The sequence below is a fragment of the Prosthecobacter vanneervenii genome, assembly GCF_014203095.1.
Taxonomy (GTDB): Bacteria; Verrucomicrobiota; Verrucomicrobiia; order Verrucomicrobiales; family Verrucomicrobiaceae; genus Prosthecobacter; species Prosthecobacter vanneervenii.
Map to the genome: position 1 here is coordinate 674,902 of NZ_JACHIG010000002.1, position 18,362 is coordinate 693,263.

12 protein-coding genes and 1 tRNA gene are annotated in these 18,362 nt (G+C 61.5%); 5 read left to right on the forward strand and 8 right to left on the reverse strand.

Annotated elements, in window-relative coordinates; translation table 11 throughout:
- Position 1 precedes the first annotated feature (1 nt).
- Positions 2-2,389, reverse strand: a complete 2,388-nt coding sequence (gene ccoN / locus HNQ65_RS07820; RefSeq protein WP_184338939.1) for a cytochrome-c oxidase, cbb3-type subunit I — start codon at positions 2,387-2,389, stop codon at positions 2-4.
- A gap of 21 nt (positions 2,390-2,410) precedes the next feature.
- On the reverse strand, positions 2,411-2,557 hold the full coding sequence (locus HNQ65_RS07825) for a hypothetical protein (RefSeq protein WP_184338940.1): 147 nt from the start codon (positions 2,555-2,557) through the stop codon (positions 2,411-2,413).
- A gap of 187 nt (positions 2,558-2,744) precedes the next feature.
- Between HNQ65_RS07825 and HNQ65_RS07830 the strand changes: the two genes are divergently transcribed.
- On the forward strand, positions 2,745-5,222 hold the full coding sequence (locus tag HNQ65_RS07830) for a PVC-type heme-binding CxxCH protein (RefSeq protein ID WP_184338941.1): 2,478 nt from the start codon (positions 2,745-2,747) through the stop codon (positions 5,220-5,222).
- 33 nt (positions 5,223-5,255) lie between these two features.
- Here the strand turns inward: HNQ65_RS07830 and HNQ65_RS07835 are convergent.
- Positions 5,256-5,329, reverse strand: a tRNA-Gln gene (locus HNQ65_RS07835).
- 419 nt (positions 5,330-5,748) lie between these two features.
- Here HNQ65_RS07835 and HNQ65_RS07840 point away from each other — a divergent pair.
- Positions 5,749-6,501: a hypothetical protein gene (locus tag HNQ65_RS07840; protein WP_184338942.1), complete on the forward strand. Its 753-nt coding sequence runs from the start codon at positions 5,749-5,751 to the stop codon at positions 6,499-6,501.
- Positions 6,502-6,578: 77 nt separating this feature from the next.
- On the opposite strand, the gene ptsP is transcribed toward HNQ65_RS07840, so the two are convergent.
- The 3 genes from ptsP to HNQ65_RS07855 all read right to left on the reverse strand — a co-directional run bounded on the left by ptsP (position 6,579) and on the right by HNQ65_RS07855 (position 11,044).
- On the reverse strand, positions 6,579-8,339 hold the full coding sequence (ptsP, locus tag HNQ65_RS07845; protein WP_184338943.1) for a phosphoenolpyruvate--protein phosphotransferase: 1,761 nt from the start codon (positions 8,337-8,339) through the stop codon (positions 6,579-6,581).
- A 53-nt stretch (positions 8,340-8,392) separates the two neighbouring features.
- Complete coding sequence (locus HNQ65_RS07850; protein WP_184338944.1) at positions 8,393-9,241, reverse strand: tetratricopeptide repeat protein; 849 nt, start codon at positions 9,239-9,241, stop codon at positions 8,393-8,395.
- A 720-nt stretch (positions 9,242-9,961) separates the two neighbouring features.
- On the reverse strand, positions 9,962-11,044 hold the full coding sequence (locus HNQ65_RS07855; protein ID WP_184338945.1) for a dienelactone hydrolase family protein: 1,083 nt from the start codon (positions 11,042-11,044) through the stop codon (positions 9,962-9,964).
- Between the two features lie 136 nt (positions 11,045-11,180).
- Here HNQ65_RS07855 and HNQ65_RS07860 point away from each other — a divergent pair, with 136 nt between their 5' ends.
- Positions 11,181-12,449, forward strand: coding sequence for a hypothetical protein (locus HNQ65_RS07860; RefSeq protein ID WP_184338946.1), 1,269 nt, complete (start codon positions 11,181-11,183; stop codon positions 12,447-12,449).
- A gap of 49 nt (positions 12,450-12,498) precedes the next feature.
- Here HNQ65_RS07860 and HNQ65_RS07865 read toward each other — a convergent pair whose 3' ends face one another.
- Together HNQ65_RS07865 and HNQ65_RS07870 are read right to left on the reverse strand one after the other, a co-directional pair.
- Entirely contained in the window at positions 12,499-14,154 is a 1,656-nt protein-coding gene (locus tag HNQ65_RS07865) for an esterase/lipase family protein (protein WP_184338947.1), read from the reverse strand.
- Positions 14,155-14,160: 6 nt separating this feature from the next.
- Positions 14,161-14,829 carry a family 16 glycoside hydrolase gene (locus tag HNQ65_RS07870; RefSeq protein WP_184338948.1) on the reverse strand — a complete coding sequence of 223 codons (669 nt, stop codon included), beginning with the start codon at positions 14,827-14,829 and terminating at the stop codon, positions 14,161-14,163.
- 158 nt (positions 14,830-14,987) lie between these two features.
- Here HNQ65_RS07870 and HNQ65_RS07875 point away from each other — a divergent pair, with 158 nt between their 5' ends.
- Together HNQ65_RS07875 and HNQ65_RS07880 are read left to right on the forward strand one after the other, a co-directional pair.
- The gene (locus HNQ65_RS07875) at positions 14,988-15,503 is read left to right on the forward strand and encodes a gluconokinase (RefSeq protein WP_221306077.1); all 516 of its coding nucleotides are present in this window, start codon (positions 14,988-14,990) and stop codon (positions 15,501-15,503) included.
- Positions 15,500-18,325, forward strand: coding sequence for a PD-(D/E)XK nuclease family protein (locus tag HNQ65_RS07880; RefSeq protein WP_184338949.1), 2,826 nt, complete (start codon positions 15,500-15,502; stop codon positions 18,323-18,325). The genes HNQ65_RS07875 and HNQ65_RS07880 overlap by 4 nt, the downstream gene beginning before the upstream one ends.
- Positions 18,326-18,362: the final 37 nt, after the last annotated feature.

Genomic DNA, 18,362 nt, shown 5'->3' on the forward strand with positions numbered 1-18,362 from the left:
TTTACTTGGTCACGGCGGAGGTGCGATAGCCGTCCGGAATGCCGGGTTTCAGCGGGAAGGGCACGCCTTCCGGCTTGGCCAGCGGCTTTTGCTCAGGATCAACGGCATCGTATTTTCCGAGCTTCTGCAGGTAGGCGATCAGGGCCACGATCTTGCTGTCAGGCATCGCTCCGGCACGGCTCTGTGCCTCCAGCTCCTGAACGATCTTGATGCCCTGCTCCACGGCCTTGGTCTTCACCTCGGTTTCGGTCATGGCAGGATAAGGCACCCCCAGCTGAGTCAGCACACCGACCTTCTTCCACAGCGTGCCTTGGTCAAACTTCTCCGTGAAGAGGTGCGGGTAGGCGGGCATGTTGGACCCCACTGAGATGGCGCGCGGATCTTTCATGTGGTCGTAGTGCCAGCTGTGCGGATATTTGCCACCTTCACGGGCCAGGTCCGGACCGGTGCGCTTGGAGCCCCACTGGTAGGGATGGTCATAAATGCTCTCTCCTAGGCGGCTGTAGTCGCCGTAGCGCAGCACGTCCGGCAGCATGGTGCGGATCATCTGGGAGTGGCAGTTGTAGCAGCCTTCGCTCACATAGATGTCACGACCGGCCAGTTCCAGCGGCGTATAGGGCTGCTGGATGCGGTCTTCCACATTCGTGGCACGGTTCACCAGCACGGTGGGCACGATCTGGATCAGACCACCCAGGGCCACGGCCACAAAGGTCAGCACCGTGAAGGGCAGCCAGTTGTTCAGCAGGCTGTCATACCAGGCGGACCAGCGATGGTGCCCTCCCTGAAAGCGCTTCACCGCCAGCACACCAAAGACAAGAGCGCAGCCCAAGGAGGCGATGTCCGCACCCGGAGGCAGGAAGAGCCAGCCCAGAATCAACACAAGCCCGGCAAAGGTGCAGGCGATCGGGTCATTGAAGAAGGTTTCCTTCAGACCCATGGTGTCGCGCTGATTGCGCTCGATCACGGCCACCTCACGCTTTTCATTCACAGGGCTGCCCTTGCGGATCGTGAGCCAGATGTTCACTGCCATGATGATCATGCCCACCAGGTAGAGGCTGCCGCCGATGATACGGAAGGCCATCATGGGACGGATCGCTGTCAGAGTTTCGATGAAGTTCGGATACACCAGCGCGTGGCCGTCCGGCGTAGTGGCATTGAGCATCAGCCCCTGCATGATGCCGGAGACCCACATCGCGCCCACATAAACGAGGATGCCGATGAGACCGATCCAGAAGTGGAAGTTGGCCATGCTCGTGGAGTAGAGCTTGGTGCCGTAAAGGCGGGGAGTCAGCCAGTAGAAGAGACCGGCGGCCATGAAGCCGTTCCAGCCCATGGCACCGGAGTGCACGTGACCGATGGTCCAGTCAGAATAATGCGAGAGCGCATTCACTGCACGAATGGAGAGAAGCGGCCCCTCAAAGGTGGACATGCCGTAGAAGGTCACGGCAGCGATGAAGAACTTCACCACCGGGTCAGTGCGCAGCTTGTCCCATGCACCGCGCAGAGTCAGCAGACCATTGAGCATGCCGCCCCAGCTGGGGGCCCAGAGCATGAGGCTGAAGAACATTCCCAGCATCTGCAGCCATTTCGGCAGTGCGGTATTCAGCAGGTGATGCGGGCCGGCCCAGATGTAGATGAAGACCAGGGACCAGAAGTGCACGATCGAAAGGCGGTAGGAATAAACCGGACGCTCCACCGCCTTCGGCAGGAAGTAGTACATGATGCCGAGGATCGGAGTGGTGAGGAAGAAGGCCACCGCATTGTGCCCGTACCACCACTGCACCAGACCGTTCTGCACGCCGGCAAAGATCGTGTAGCTGTGCGTCCAGCTCGTCGGAATGGAGAGATGGTTGACGATGTAGAGCAGCGCGATGGTGATGACCGTGGAGATGTAGAACCACAGCGCCACGTAGAGGGAGGGTTCGTTGCGCTTGGCCAGCGTCCAGAAAAAGTTCACCGCAAACACCACCCAGATCAACGCCACCGCGATGTTGATGGGCCAGATGAGCTCTGCGTACTCCTGCCCGCGAGTCAGCCCCAGCGGCAGGGTGATCGCCGCACTCACAATGATGAGCTGCCACCCCCAGAAGTGAATGTTTGAGAGCAGGTCAGACGCCATGCGCGCCTTGCACAGACGCTGCGTGGAGTAGTACACGCCTGCAAACATCATGTTGCCCACAAAGGCAAAGATCACCGCATTGGTGTGCAGCGGACGCAGGCGGCCAAAGCTCAGCCAGGAGGCGAGGTTCAGCTGGTGGAAGTTCAGCTGGGAGGCGACAAACACGCCCGCAAGCATCCCCACGATGCCCCAGATGATGGAAGCAATCATGAAGCGCCGCACGGTGCGATCATCGAATTCGATGGTTATTTTGGTGGCGTTGGTGGTCATAGAGAGAGTGGCGGTGAATGATCAGGAAATCGATTTTTTGCGGACATCGGCAGGCGGCGGACCATCATCCAGCGGCAGCAGGGCATCCTGCTCGATGCCGCGGTCCCTCCGCTGGGAGCGCTCGGCAAAAAACATCACTGCAAACAGCACCGCGAACGCGAGGCTCATGAAGATGGTTACAGCGAAGACTTCCATTGTGTGGTGAATAGAGCGCAGCCTTCTTTTTCATGCTCGGCATGCCTTGCTTGATGCTGCCCGGATTTTGCGGACAAAATTTGCATTCGGCACAAAGGAAGAGGCATGGCGCGCGCGTTGGTATCAAGACTCCCCTGCCATCATGCCTAAGCATAATCATTTGTCCTTACTTTTTACCTTTATTTTGACACCCCTGGCGGCAGTCGAGATTCCTAAAAAGCAGCAAAACCAGACGCTGCCGACTGGCGTCGCTCTCCAAGATACAAACGGGCATGACAACGGGGTGCGTTTTGCGGATCTCAATGGCGATGGCTATGATGACCTCGTGCTGTCAAACCCTCGCCAATACGGCGTGTTTCTCTTTGTGCCTGCGGAGAAGGCCAAAAAAGGCCTGCAGTGGGACGAGGGTTGGACGCAGGTGATGCGGGAGGGCAAGGCCGGAGACGCCCACAGCCTGCCGCTGATCGTTAACGCAGATGGAACAGACAACGGCGTCACCTTTCATGATGGTGCCATGTGGGTCGCTGCCACCAAGAAAAGCATCCCCTTCTCCGAACTGCTCAAAGTTCCCGGTCCTGCACCAAAGTCCCCGCAGGAATCTCTGCAGGCGCTGCATGTGAAGCCTGGTTACGAAGCCCGTCTCGTAGCTGCCGAGCCCTTGGTGCAGGACCCCGTCTTCATCGACTGGGATGCACGCGGCCGCATGTGGGTGGTGGAGATGGGCGACTACCCCTTTGCCCCCGGAGAAAAAACCAAGGACGGCGGCGTCGGTCAGGACAAGGTCTCCGACCTCCAGGCAGGACGCGTCAAGATCTTGGAAGATACTGACGCAGACGGTGTCTACGACAAATCCACCCTCTTTCTCGACGGCCTCAAGCACCCCACCGGATTGGCCTTCTGGAAAAACGGTGTCTTCATCGCGAACATACCCGACATTTTCTACGCCGAAGACACAAACGAGGACGGCAAATGCGACAAGCGCGAAACTTGGTACACCGGCTTCACCGCAGGCAATCCTCAGCATCTGGTGAACGGCTTTTGCTGGGGACTCGACGGCTGGCTCTATGGTGCCAATGGCGACAGCGGCGGAGACATCACCTGCGTACAGTCAGGCAAAAAAATCTCTTTAGGCACCAATGACTTCCGCTTTGCCCCCCGCACTGGAGAGTTTGCCTTGGAAGGCGGACGCAGCCAGTACGGCAAATGGCGGGATGACTACGGCAACTGGTATGGCAACAACAACAGCAACATCGGCTGGCACTACTGGCTGCCCTTCCGCCACCTGGAGCGCCACCCCGAGCTGGTGGTCAAAGCGGTGCGCACCGACCTGAATGCGGAAAAGCGCGTCTTCCCCGCCAGCCCCCCCGTGCGCCGCTTCAATCAAGGCAGCGCCATCAATACCCTCACCTCCGGCTGCTCTCCCATGCCCTTCCGCGACACCACCCTAGGCGCGGATGGTGAAAACGTGCTCTTCATCTGCGAGCCCGCCAACAACCTCGTCCACCGCGAAGTGCTAAGCTACGATGGCGGCACGATTACCAGCCACCGCCACCCTGGAGATGCAGAGAGCGAATTCATCGCCAGCGAGGACAACTGGTTCCGACCCAGCATGGCGCGCACCGGCCCGGATGGCGCGCTCTACGTGGTGGACATGTACCGTCTCGTGCTGGAGCACCCTGAGTGGATTCCCGCCCAAATCGCCCACGGGCTGGACCTGCGTGCCGGGGAGGATCGTGGCCGCATCTACGCCGTCCGTCCGCTCTCGCGCCCGGGAGAGCGCGCCGAGGCCCGCCATACAAAACTGGCCGCACTCTCTTCCGCAGAACTCGTCGCCGCGATGGCTTCCACCAACGGCTGGATGCGCGACACCGCCCAGCGTCTGCTAATTGAACGCAATGACAACTCTGCCGTCGCAGGACTGAAACAACTCGTCCAAAACGCCCCGCCCGTCGTGCGAATCCAAGCCGCATTCACTCTCATGCAGCTAGGGGGCATGCAGGCGCAGGAGGTGTTTGCCCTGCTCAAGCCGCTGTCTCCCCAAGTGCGCGCCGCAGCCCTCACCGCTACGGGCTTCGCATCCGATGATGTGTTTAACGAAACCGAAGCCGCCTTGCTCAAGCATGCACCGCAGAAAGCGCCCGCCAAAGCCGTGCCCCTGCCTGTCATCACCAGCAACAATCCCAACCGCCAGAAGGTCGTGGCACAGTATGTCGCCTCCGCCGCCAGTCTGGCAGGCGATGCCGTGCGCGGTAAGGCCGTTTTCCAAAAAACCTGCATGATTTGCCACAAGGTGCGCGATCTCGGCGTCGAAATGGGCCCTGACCTCACCACTGTTGCCACCAAACCGCGAGAACAGCTCATTGAGGCCATTTTCGATCCCAATCGCGCTGTGGAGCAGCGCAATGCAGCTACGCAGGTGACCAAGAAGGACCAGAGCCTTGTCGTGGGCCAGCTAGTCTCCGAGACTCCTGGGAACATCACGCTCCGCCTGCCCGGTGGCGCTGAGATTGTGGTGCTGCGCTCGGATATCCGGGAGCAGAAGACTCTCACCACCTCACTCATGCCTGAGGGCCTGGAAGCGGTGTTAAGTGCTCAGGATGTGGCGGATACACTTGCTTTTATTGGCAGCAAGCTCTGACGAGAGGGCAAATCGACTGCTCCGTTGTCAGAGTGGTTACCCCGCAAGGACTCGAACCTTGAACGAGAGAATCAAAATCTCCTGTGTTACCATTACACCACGGGGTAGCAGGTGCGTGTCCGTGCGATATTAGAGCCTCCTTTTCAGTGCGCAAGGACGGCTTCGGGCAGAATTTGCAGTGAGCAGCTCTGAACACGTCGTTTTTGGAAATTTGGTGAGCCTTAGTGCTTTTTCAGGCCGGATCCTCACTGCTGATGAGGGGGATTTTTTCAGATTTCCCCGTCATTATCCCCTCATTTAAGGCGCGAAAGTGTACACTATTTGGCAAGTTGGGCTGGGCGAATGACATTTTTTTTACAATTCGTTTCACCCCTAAAGTGACGCTGGAGCCCTTGATTTTGCAGGGCTGGAGTTGATTTCGCGCCTGTGTCTTCTTATTGAAATTACGGAAAGTTAAAATATTTATTCTTGCAATATATATTATAATTTACATAATAGTCTCGAAATTCAAGAAAACGACACGACTATGAAGAAGCTCATCCTCATCCAGAACGATTATCCTGGCACCGGCAAGAGCACTTTGGCTCTCTGCCTGCATCGTTACCTCCAACAGTATGGAGTCACCCATCAACTGCTCACCCTTTCGGAGGAAGACTGCGGCACTCAGATGGGGGCCACAGCCCTTGATGCCAGCAGCCTCACGCCCCGATCCTTCCTAGCGCATGTGGATGCCTCCCCCCTTACCATCCTGGATGTGAGCACAGGGCTTGGTGAGTTCTTCAACAAGTTCTATCAGGGCTGCGAGATGGACCAGATCTTCCAGTCCGCTGGCGTGGCGCTTTCCGTGGTGCTGCCTGTGACGGTGGACCGCGAGAGCTTTGACTCTGTGACTGACGCGGCCGAAGTTTTCTCTGACAATGCTGAGTACCTCATCGCCCATCTGGTGACGAGCTGCTATGACGAGGATGACAAGGTGTGGGACAGCAGCTATGCCGCCCGCGTGATGGACATGTTTGAGGCCGTGGAGCTTCACATCCCGGAAATCTCCTTCCAGAATGAGCTGAGCACCGAGCATCTGTCTTTGGACGAAGCTCTGCAAATCGAAGACGCCGAGGAGCGCCTGGGCAAGGAATACACCAAGTGGCACCGCCGCGTGATGGGCCAGGTGGACAGCGCCCGTCAGTATCTGTTTGGCGACGCCTTCCGCCCCACCATGGCTCCGAAGCCGCAGACGGCCGCGAAAGCGCCGCGCAAGGCCAGAGCGAAGCTGGCAGCCTAACCGGAGTTTGCAATGGTTTGCGGTTGTTTGCGGTTGTTGGCAATAGTTTGCCGATCACCGCTGACGATGCCGCAGGCTTACTCAAACAATTCCGGGTAACACCGGTCAGCGACTGCCCTGCTGAGTTTTCTGATCTCGGCGGGGCAGGTGCTTTTTTGGACGGATTGTGCCAGAGCCTCGCAGTCGGCCACAGAGAGGCGGCGCACGGCGTGTTTGACACGGGCGATCTGAGTGGTGGCCACGCTGAGTTCGTTCAAGCCGAGGCCGATCATCAGGGGCGTGAGGGTCAGATCTGAAGCCATCTCTCCGCACATGCCGACACGGATACCTGCGGAGCGCGCGGCCTGGACGGACATGCCGATGAGGCGCAAGACTGCGGGGTGGGTGGGCTGGTAGAGCTTGGCCACACGGTCATTCAGGCGATCCACCGCGATGGTGTACTGGATGAGGTCATTGGTGCCTAGGCTGAGGAAATCCACCTCTGCGGCGATGAGGTCGGCCGAGAGCGCCGCGCTGGGAATCTCGATCATGGCGCCGACTTCGATGCCTTCAGGGATGTCGATGCCTTCGGCCTTGAGCTCGTCTTCGCAAGTTTTGAGCACAGCCTTGGCCTCCAGGACCTCCTGCACACTGGACACCATGGGGAACATGATGCCGACGCGGCCGAAGGCTGCGGCGCGCAGCAGGGCACGGAGCTGACGTTTGAAAAGATCCAGCCTGCCAAGGGAGAGGCGGATGCCACGCCAGCCAAGGAATGGGTTGGGCTCCGGCTCCAGCGCGAGGCGCTCGTCCACCTTGTCGCCGCCGAGATCGAGGGTGCGGAAGACCACGCGCTTGGGCGATTGGGACTCCACCACGCGGCTGTAGGCGGTGGCCAGTTCGTCCTCGGTGGCGTCGGGGTTTTCGAGGTGAAGAAACTCCGTGCGGAAGAGGCCCACCTCCTCCGCGCCGCTGTCCTGAACGATCTTCATCTCCTCGATGAACTCCGCATTGGCACCCACGCAGATGGCGGTGCCGCAGAGGGTGAGGGAGGGATTATGGCGCTCCAGTTGGAATACGTCCTCGCGCCGCTCAGCCTGCTCCTCGCGCACGCGGTAGCGTGCCAGAGTCTCGGCAGAGGGGTTTTTGATCATGAGGCCGCCCTCGCCATCCAGCAGCACGGTATCGCCGCTGTGCAGTTCATCGCAGATGCCATGCAGGCGCACCACCGCCGGCAGAGCCAGGGAGCGGGCGATGATGGCAGCGTGGGACACGGCGCTGCCTGTCTCCAGGGCAAAGCCAAGGACCTTGCTGCGGTCAAGCTGCACGGTGTCCGAAGGCGTGAGGTCATGGGCTACGACGATGACGGGCTCGTCAAACATCGGGTGATCCAGCAGCTCGCCGCGCAGGTGGCGCATGACGCGCTGGGTGACGTCCTTCACGTCCAGGAAGCGCTCGCGCAGGTAGGAGTCTGAAAGACCGCGCAGAGCGTCCATGTGCTTGCACATAAGCTTGTAGTAGGCCCAGTCCACGCAGACGTGCTGCTCGCGCACGACTTTTTCCGTCTGCTTGAGGATGGTGGAGTCCTGCAAGATGAGGAGGTGGGTCTCAAAGATCTCGCTTTCGGCGCTGCCGTGCTCTCCGGCCATGACGCGCTGGAGTTCCTCGATCTCCCGGGCCGTGGCCGCGAGAGCGGCGTGCAGCCGCTCCATCTGGTGGGCCTCGGTGCCTGGCTCGATGCTGTCCTCGTCAGGCTCGTCAAAGTGATCCTTAAGCACATGCACCACTGCGTGAGCGACCCCATTCGACACAGCGGTGCCGGTCCAGGTCTTTTCTTGTAAAGCAGTGGATGAATTCATGCGCGCACCCCATCTTTCATGAGGACGAAGCGTTTGGCAAACGCCTGTGTGATTCAAACTGCGGCCAGAGCCTTTTCCATGCGTTTTTTCAGCGCCGTGGCCTTCCCTTCCTCGCCAATGATGTCCAGCATGGCCACGTAGTCGAGACCGATGGCCTCGTAGCTGCGAGCCTCCTCGGGGAGCTGTGCCTCCAGGATGCCGAGGCTTTTTTCAAAATGCTGCTGGGCGGCGGCGTTGTCCTTGAGCTCGTGGCAGGCGGTGGCCAGATTGCAGAGGGACTGGGCCACATCACGGTGGTTTTCTCCCAAGACTTCGGTGCGGATTTTGAGTCCGTCTTCAAACATCTCCTTGGCCTGATCCGGGAATCCGGCGGCGTAGTAGAGGCTGCCAAGATTGTTGAACACACAGGCCACAGACTCGGACCTGCGGCCGCGTTTGTTTTCCAGTGTCTCCAACGCACGGAGGTAGTGCTGCTCCGCGAGGGCAAACTTATCCATGCACTTGTAGGTCATGGCGAGGTTGTTGCGGAGCTGTGCGGCCACTTCCAAGTGTTCGCCGCCCAACGCCTCGTGATTGCTGATGGCCTCCTCGTAGTAGGGCAGAGACTCGGCTTCGCGCCCATTGAAGTCGAGCAGCGTGGCCAGGCTGGCGCGGGCGCTGGCCATGGCCTCGGCGGGCATCTCCAGTTCCTTGCCAGCTTCCAGGGCATCGAGGTAGGCGGCTTCGGCCCCAGCGACATCTCCGGCATCCCGCAGGGCATCTCCAAGGGTGAGCAGTGCGCGAACGAGGCCGGGGGCCTTGCCAGGAAACTCCTTCACCGCAGCTCGCTGGACCTCCACAGCCTGGCGTGCGGCTTGGATGGCGGATTCGGCGGAGGCGGCTGGGGTGGTGTTCGCAGGCATGATCTCGATACGAAGCTCTCGAAGGTTGCAGAATAAATACCTTCGTGGACAGAGCCACCCTACGTCAAGTACCGCCTTTGCCCCAAACCATAAAACTCTGAGCAGGAGATGGAAACGTGGAGGGGTGGATAAGCGCTGGATGTTGCGCGGGTGGGGATGTGGCTTGTGGATCAGGGGGCTGACGAGCCGCACAGAGGATTGCCTTCGGCTGGCTTCGCGTTGTGCGGAGCACTATGAGGGCGAGCCAGCCTTATGGCATGTCGGGGGGAGTAGCGCTGGGTGCTGCGTGGGTGGGAATGTGGTTTGTGGATCAGCAGGCTTGCGGGCCGCACAGAGGACTGTGCGGACCACGATGGGGAGCCGGCTTTGTGGCATGCGATGCGCTGGATGTCAGGAGGGCTTCCAGAGGCGGACAGGAGTGTCCGTGCTCCTCTCCTTCGACGTCGACGCAACGGTGCGGGGCCGACCTTGTGGCGTATCGGGGAAGGAGCGCTGGGTGCTGCGCGGGTGGGAATGTGGTTTGTGGATCAGCAGGCTTGCGAGCCGCACAGAGGATTGCCTTCGGCTGGCTTCGCGTTGTGCGGACCACTATCGGGAGCCGGCTTTGTGGCATGTCGGGGGGATGGAAGTCAGTAGAGTTTCCGGAGGCGGACAGGAGTGTCCGTGCTCCTCTCTTTCGACGTCGACGCAACGGAGGCTCTGCCAGCCTTGCGGAATGGGTCAGGGCTTGAGCCAGTATTCGAAGAAGTGGTAGATGGCGTCGTTGGATTCGGGGTTGGGCTCGTGCTTTTCGCGGTTGGTCATGGCGACGCGGCCAGTGACGCCGAGGAGTTGATTGACGGCGATGGTGTGATTGAGCACGGTCCAGCGTTTGGGCGGGTCCTCCGCGCCGCCGGAGACGAGGAAGGGACGCGGGGCCATGAGGGCTTCGAACTCCTGGAGATCGTGACCTTTCTCCACGAGCGCCTTGTAGGCTCCGGTGCGGGGGCTGTCTTCGCGGACGAGGCCGGGCTTGCGGGTGACAGAAGGATCGAGGCCGAGGTACCAGGGCTCCTGGTAGTTGATGCTCTGGCGTGTTTCGTCGAAGACGATGCCGGGGTCGCTCCAGACGGCGCAGGCGTATTTGTCCCACAGGCAGGAGCCGAACATGGACCACTTGCCGCCATAGGAGTGGCCGGCGATGCCGATGCGTGCGGCATCGACCTCCGGCAGAGCGGCGAGAAGGTGCCACATGTTGGCGCAGATGTAGCCGAGGTAACTGAGCGGCTGGCAGTGGGCGGCGGGACTGAGGACGGGCTTGCGTGCATCGCCGCCGGGAGAGCCGATGGCGAGGGCGACGAAGCCGCGCTGGGCGAGTTGCCAGGCGAAGTCGCGCATGGGTTTCTCATTGAGGCCCACGCTGGTCTCCGGATCGTAGAAAGGCACGAAAACGGCCGGACGCTTTCCGGTTTTGGCTGGCAGCAGCAGGTAGCCATCTCCCGTCTGGCCGGGAGCGATCTCGACGCGCACCTTGCGCTGGGTGATGCCCCCTTCCCTCTGGGTGGTGGCGAGCACCTCGACCTTGGGATTTTCGATGACCGCAGGCCAGGCGCCCATGAGAGCCTCCCACTCGGCGCGGATCTCCGCACGGCGGCGGGTCCAGTCGGCGGCTGTTTTGACGGGGGTGCCATCAGTGAAGGTGAGCGGCGACTTCCCCGGCGAGTACTGCCCCGCAAACTCCGCCGGCACCTGGGTGTAAGGAGGATCATCTGCACGGGCGGTGACAGCAGCAGCCAGTAGAATGGAAAGAAGCAGCGGTTTCATGAATGAGGAGTGAGATCAAACGCGCGCGGCCGGGGCTTCCATGCGTGCAAAGATGAATGCACGTCTGTTTGCACCGGCATCGAGTCACTGCTTCGGTACTCGCATGCGATTGGTCCCCGCCTGCCTCTTCCTCCTCATGTCAACACCTCTGGCCGCCTGCCTGTGGGACCGTGACACCATCGCCATGGAGGCCCAGGGCCGGCTGGAGGTGGTGGAGACCATGGTGGGATGGTTTGACCGCTTCCCGCCTGAGTACTACCAGATGCGCCTTGACCGTGTGACGCATGAACTGGCCACAGAGCCACAGAAGCTCGAACTCTACGACGATGCCGCCGTCTCAAGCGACCGCCTAGGCCGCCACGATGAAGCCGTGGTGTGGATGGAGAAAAAGAACACCCGCATGCAGCCACTGCCACCCGAACAGACCAAGGACCACCGCTACCGCATGCACGCCAACCTGGGCGTCTTCCGCACGCACCAGTGGCTGAAAACGGCGGAGCGCAACACCCACAGCGAAAAGCTGGAAAACGCCATCGCTGAAGTGCAGGCTGCACTGGAGATCAATCCTGACGCACACTTTGGCCGTGAGCGTGCACACCTCTCGCTCCTGCAGTGGTGGCAGGCCGGACTGAAGAATCCATCCAAAGCCACCGACTCAGAATTCAAGTACAACGCCTCCGCGCTGGGCTATGCCTCCTTCGGAGATTTCCCTGGCACCACCAGCATCAGCCGTGACGCACTCATCAAAGGCTTCTGCGGACTCATCCAGATGGGTTCCGCGCAGGACAGCGTGGACGTGCACAGCCTTGTGGCCTGGCATCTCATCGGCCTGAGCACCAACAGGCTCCGTGTTGAGTATTCCGAGGTGCGCTACACCCTCTGCTACCTGGCCTGCCTGCGCCTGGCGGAGCTCGTCTCTGAAGGCAGGCTGCCTGTTTACGCGTCAGACACCTTTCGCGCATGGCTGCTGCCTGAGACGCATTTCAAAGAGCGTCCAATGTGGAAGGAGGAATCCCAGACCGAGGCTTTTGCGGAGCGCTTGAGCCGCATGAACATGTGGGGTGGCAATGAACAGAGCAAGCTGCCGATTGCGCCTTGGTTTTATCAGGCGCGCGCAGCTGCCAAGCAGCGACTCGCGGCCAAGACACACTTCATGCAGACACGCTTTGCAGCGGGCATGCACCCGGACACGCATGCGGACTTCTGGCAGGGCTGGCAGGAACCAAAGATGCCGCCTGTGCCCGAGACCCAGTTGGAGCGCTGGTTCGGCCCCGAAACCGCGTCATGGTTGTCATCCACCCAATTTCTGTTTCTATGCTTGTTTTCTCTCTCCAGCCTATGCGTGGTGGCCATCTACATCATTCTCAAGCTGCGCAAGAGACGCCTGCCTCTGCCATCCGCCTGAATCCGAAGCGCCCTTGCGAAGAACGACAGCAGACGATCCTCCGCACTCATCACTTCTTCCCTTCCCGCAGGTGCTCCTTGAGGACTCTGACGACTTCCTCCACCACTTCAGGGCGCTCGGTGCAGCCGTGCCAGAAGGGGACGATTTTTTCGGATCTGGCACCGTCGAGATGGGCGCTCCAGTAAGGCACAGCGCCGTCGGAACTTTCCTGCAGCGGTGCCTTGCCGATGCGACCGATGATGGAGTGGTAGGGCACGCGGATGGGGACGGAATTGAGCCCCTGGTAAAACGGATGATCGTTGGAGAGCGTGCCCAGGCTTAGGAAGGCAAAGAAGCCCCAGTCGCGGATCTGGGGATTGAGCGCGTCGGTATTCCCCGTGAGGAGCTGCTCGGACATGATGAGGGTGTCCACCGGCAGGCGGATGAGGGAGGCGAGACGGCGCACGATATTCATGCTGGCGATATTGCTGCCACGGTGCGGCGTGGTGATGAAAATGGCGCGCTTCACCTCCGGCTGAGGCTTGAATTTGAGCGTGGTCATGAGCCGCTCGCGCACGGGCTCGGTGACGTTGAGTTTTTCCGGCGGCTTGCTGAACATGGCGTTCCACATCTTGTCCTGGGGATCGATGGCCTGCATGCGGCTGAGCAGGCCGCCCATGCTGTGACCCACCAGCACCATCTGGCTCATACCAGGATCGTTGTGATCAGGATCGAAGTAGTCACGCGCCTGCTGGAGAGAGGCTCTGAGGCGGGCTGAGGTCTGCGGCACGGCCATGCCGGTGGGGTAGAGAAAGTACCAGGGCTGGTAGCGTGCGCGCAGCTCGGGGTCTGAGGAGATGGCATTGACCGCATTGAGCCAGATGTGTGGGTCAGACATGAGGCCGTGCACAAAGACCACCGGGATGCGCTTCGGGTCATACACGTCCATGCAATAGAGGTGGCAGTCTCCCAGCGTGCGTTCGGGGTAAAACAGTCCCAGCCAGGAGAAGAGGCCGAGGGATTTTTTGGAAAGCGCGCGATCTTTCGCTGCGGTGAAGTTGGCCGCCAGCTGCTTCTCAGCAGAGGCCAGCTTTACGGTGTCCACATTCAACGCATTGATGAGTCGCAGGCGACAGCGGCGCGGGGTGGCGGGATCGTGGTCGTCCTCGGCCATTTCCATGATGGCCGTCAGCGTGAGGTTGCCACCGTTGGGCGGCAGAAAGGGCAGGTCTTTGCGCGTGGCATTGGTGCGGAAGATGTGTCCGACCATGGGCACACCGAGGCCGCCGCGCTCCGCGAGAGTGTCGTCTCCATGCGACTTCACACGGGAGGCCTTGATGAGCTGGTCGATCTGCGTAGGCGACACCTCTTCATGAGGATTGGTCTGCGTGGCCAGCTCAACCTCATAGGATCCATGCCGGGAAGCAAACACGGTGCCGCTCTGCCAGTAGCGAGGGCATTGTTTTGCATTCCATTCCTCTAAAAAGTCTGCAAATGCCTTATCGCCGCGTGCTGCGGCTTTGCCTCTGCTGTGCGCGAGACTGAACTGCTCGCCATCCCAGCCCTCAGCGACGGAGTCGAGCAGGGTGGCGAGGTGGCGCTTTTCGCGTGAGCTGAGCTTGGTCTCCACACGGGGGAGCTGCACGCGCAGGACGGAGTGGCAGGAGCACAGCGCCCCGCCGCAGAGGACGGCCAGCAGAGAGATCAGGGGCTTGAGTCGCGGCATCGCGGATTACTTTGGCTCCGCGATGGTGGTGAGCTTCACATTGCGGATGGCCGCCATGGTATTGTAGGTGGTGAAGGAGAGCGGCAGGTAGCTTTCGACAGGGCCGGGACGGACGCTGATTTTTTTGCCCTCGATGTCTTCATCGATGACCTGCTTGTCTCCGACCCAGGCGCTGAGGTTTTTGGCGGTGACGCGGAGCTTGATGGGGTACCACTGATTGTCGTTGTAACGCTGGTAGCTGGAGGTGTTGTTTTCAGAGGCATCGAGGCCGTCGATGCTGGAGATGCCGGTGACGCTGCCGCCCCAGCCGCCGCAGACGAGGGTGGCGCAGTGTTTCACATCTCCGACGGGAAAGGTGAGGCCGACAAAGAAGTCCACGCCCTGCATGCGCTTGGCCTCGAGGGTGATCTCGTAGTTGATCATCGGCAGCGCGGCCGCTTTTTTGTAAACAGCGCCGCTGATGTTTTCGCCTTGATTGATGAGCATGAGGCCGCCCTCGAGCTCGACCTGGCCGCTGCCGCCGACATCGACCATCTCCCAGTCGTCGAGGGACTTGCCATTGAAGAGGACGATTTCCCTGCCTGCCTCAGGTTTGGCGGCGACGGGCTTGTCGTCGGCGATGGCAAAGGCGGTGCCGAGCACCAGAAGAGCAGTCAGAGCAGCAGGGAATTTCATGGGTTCGGTTCGCATCCTCAGCGTGGCATGGCGCATGGTCAAGTTTCACCGAAGGGAGCTTGGGGGAGTGCGTGTCTCTTTTCATGCCGTCGAAAAAAGTGCGCATTGCCAGATGCCAGGCTTCCCTTCCTGCTCATCTTCGCCCACCTTTTTTCATCATGCTCCCCTCAGAACTCAAAACCATCGTCGTCATGGGCGTGTCTGGCAGCGGCAAGTCCGTGGTCGGCAGCCTGCTGGCGGAGAAGCTGGAAGGCGTCTTTGAAGACGGAGACGATTTCCACCCGCCTGCGAACAAAGCCAAGATGTCGTCTGGCACGCCGCTGAATGATGATGACCGCTGGCCGTGGTATGCGGTGCTGCGGCAGCGCATCGAGGACATGCGCCACCTGACGCCGTATTATGTGCTGGCATGCTCGGCGCTGAAGCCCATCTACCGCGACAAGTTGCGCGCGCATGATGCGGAGGGCACGCTGGAGTTTGTGCTGCTGGACGGCACAAAGGAGCTGATCGCGGAGAGGATCGGGGCGCGCAAAGGGCACTTTATGCCGCCAGCGCTGCTGGACAGCCAGCTGGCGACACTGGACCCGACGCCTGATGTGCTGCGGGTGTCGATCGATCAGACGCCGGAGGAGATCGTGGCGGACATTTTGAAAACACTCGAAGCCACTGCATGAGCCGTGGGGTACAGCGGCTCTTCTGGGGCTGGGAGGCCCCTGTGCTGGAGCAGGCCGTGGCGCTGCTGACGCGCGGGTGGGACAGCAGGCGTGCGCTGGACCTGAGCGACACGCTGCTGCTGGTGCCGAATGGCGAGGCGGGGCGCCGTCTGCGAGAGTCGCTGGCACTGGCCACGGATGCCACGGGGACTGCGGCGATCGTGCCGCACCTGTGGCTGCCGGAGCAGGCGCTGCTGCCGCAGAGCCGGCGCTTTGAGGCGGCGACGCAGCTGCAAACCCAGCTGGCGTGGCAGCGTGCGCTGGAGCAGGTGCCGATGGAGGCTCTGGGGGCGCTCTTTCCACGCCCGCCGCTGAATCCCGGCTGGGGCTGGCAGACGGAGACTGCGCGCATGCTGGCGGAGCTGAAGATGCTGCTGGGCACAGGAGGGCTGACCTTTGCGGCTACGGCTGTGCATCCTGCTGCGCAGCGTGATGCTGCGCGCTGGCAGGACCTGGCCAAGCTGGAGCGCGCCTACTTTGCGGAACTGGCGCAGGCCGGAGTGGCCGATGCGCAGGTGCTGAAGAGCCGCCATGCGCGCGAACCGGTGCTGCCGGAGGAGGTGAGGCGCATCATTGTACTGGCCTCCCCTGACCTGCCGCCGCTGCTGGATGCGTGGGTTTCCGCCTGTGCTGCACGCGGGCTGGAGGTGCTGATAGGCATCCATGCGCCGCCGTCGCTGGCGCATGCCTTTGACGCCTGCGGCCGAGCGCTGCCGGAATACTGGGGTGAAGATGTGAAGAACAGCCTGCCGATCCAGCACGAGCAGATCCATGTGACGCGGGATCCTGCGATGCAGGCGACGCGGGTGCTGGACCTGATGCGCGGGCTGATTCCCACAGGCCGAACCGCTGTGGGCGTGTGCGATGCGGAGGTGGGCAGCCTGATGCTGGAAAAACTGACGCTGGAGCAGGCGCGGAGCTTTGAGCCCGGCGGCACGCCCGTGCAGCATGAGGGGCTGTGGCATGTGCTGGAGTGCTTTCGCGAGCTGCTATCCACAGGGGCGTGGCGCGCCTTTGCGGCGCTGCTGCGGGTGGAGGAATTTCGCACGGCCATCGTGCCGGGCAATCCCAGCACCACGGCGCTGCTGCGACAGGCGGATGACTTTGCAGAAACGCATCTGCCGGTGACGGTGGATCACGCGCTGGAGCTGCCTCTGGATGAATACCTGGAGCTGGAGCAGGCGCTGCAAAACACGCAGGAGCTGGTGGATGCGCTGCGGCGCCTGCCGCCCACGCAGGCGGCACGCACGCTGATTTTAAAGCTGCTGGGTGAGAAGGAATTCAACCCCGAAGCGCCGGGTGACCGCGAGCGAACGGAGCTGGCCACGGAGTGGCTGCGGATCACGGAGGAGCTGGAGAACGAGGCGCGCCGATTTCAGCTCAAGCCCAAGGCGGGGGAGACTTTTGCGCTGTCGCTGGAATGCCTGTCGCAGAGCCGGCTGTCCGAGCCGCGTGGAGACATCGACCTGGTGCTGCAGGGCTGGCTGGAGCTGCTGTGGGAGAAAGCGCCCAACCTGATCGTGGCGGGGCTGAACGAGGAGCATGTGCCGGGCATCTTTATCAGCCACCCCTTTCTGCCGGACAGCCTGCGCCGTGCGCTGGGGCTGCCGTGCCAGAGCACGCGCTTTGCGCGAGATGCCTTTCTGCTGGCGGCGCTGGCGCATCAGCGGCATGGCACACGCGGCAGCCTGCAACTGCTGTGCGGCCAGTGGAGCAAGGACGGCGATGCGCTGCGCCCCTCGCGCCTGCTTTTTCTGTGCGATGATCAAGCGCTGCCGCAGCGCGTGGCGCACCTCTTTCCCCAGGAGGAGGAGCAGGCCAGCGCGCCCGAGCCGCCGCGCACGCTGGCGTGGAAGCTGCAGCCGGACTGGACCGCGCCGCCGCTGGAGAGCATCTCGCCCTCGCGCCTACGGGAGTATCTGGCCTGCCCCTTTCGCTACTATCTCAGCAGCGCCAAACGCATGCATGCGGTGGAAACTGGGAAGCGCGAGCTGGATGCGGCGGAGTTTGGCAACCTGATCCACCATGCTTTTCACCGGCTGCATCTGGACACTGCGATGCACGACAGCACGCACCCAGCGCGCATCGCGGAGTTTCTGGAAGCTGCTGCGCGTGACCGCGTGCGCGAGGTGTATGGCGCACGCCCTGCGCCGCTGATCACGCTGCAGCTGGAGAGCATTCTGCAACGCCTGCGCAAGGCTGCGGAGATTGAGGCCACCAACCGGCAGCAAGGGTGGCAGTGTGTGCATGCGGAGCTGCAGATCGGCAAGGAAGAGGACGAGAATCCTTTCGTCATCGCCGATGCACGGCTGAGCGGGCGGATTGACCGCGTGGAGAAGCATGTGAGCGGGGCGCTGCGCATCGTGGATTTCAAAAGCTCCGACAAAGCCCGCACGCCGGAGGAGGCGCACTTTAAGATCATCACCGCGCGCACGCGGCTGAAAGAGGAGGACGAGTGGAAGTGCTTTGACCTGCCGGACGGACGCCGCGCGCTGTGGCTGGACCTGCAGCTGCCGCTCTACGCGGCGGCGCTGAAACAGCGCGGGATGGATGTGCGGGAGGTGGCGTACTTTGCGCTGCCCAAAGGGATCCAGGACACCAAGATTCTGCCCTGGGAGGGCTTTGACGAAAGCTTTCTCGAAGCCGCCATCACCTGCGCGGCTGAAGCGGTGCAGCGCATCCGCAGCCATGTCTTCTGGCCGCCGGCGGAGCGCTCGCCGAATGCGAGCTTTGACGAGATGCTGCTGGGGGATCCGCTGCATAGCGTGGCGGCGCAGGCGTGAGGCCGGCTGGGGCGGGTGCTCACTTTCCGCTTTCCCG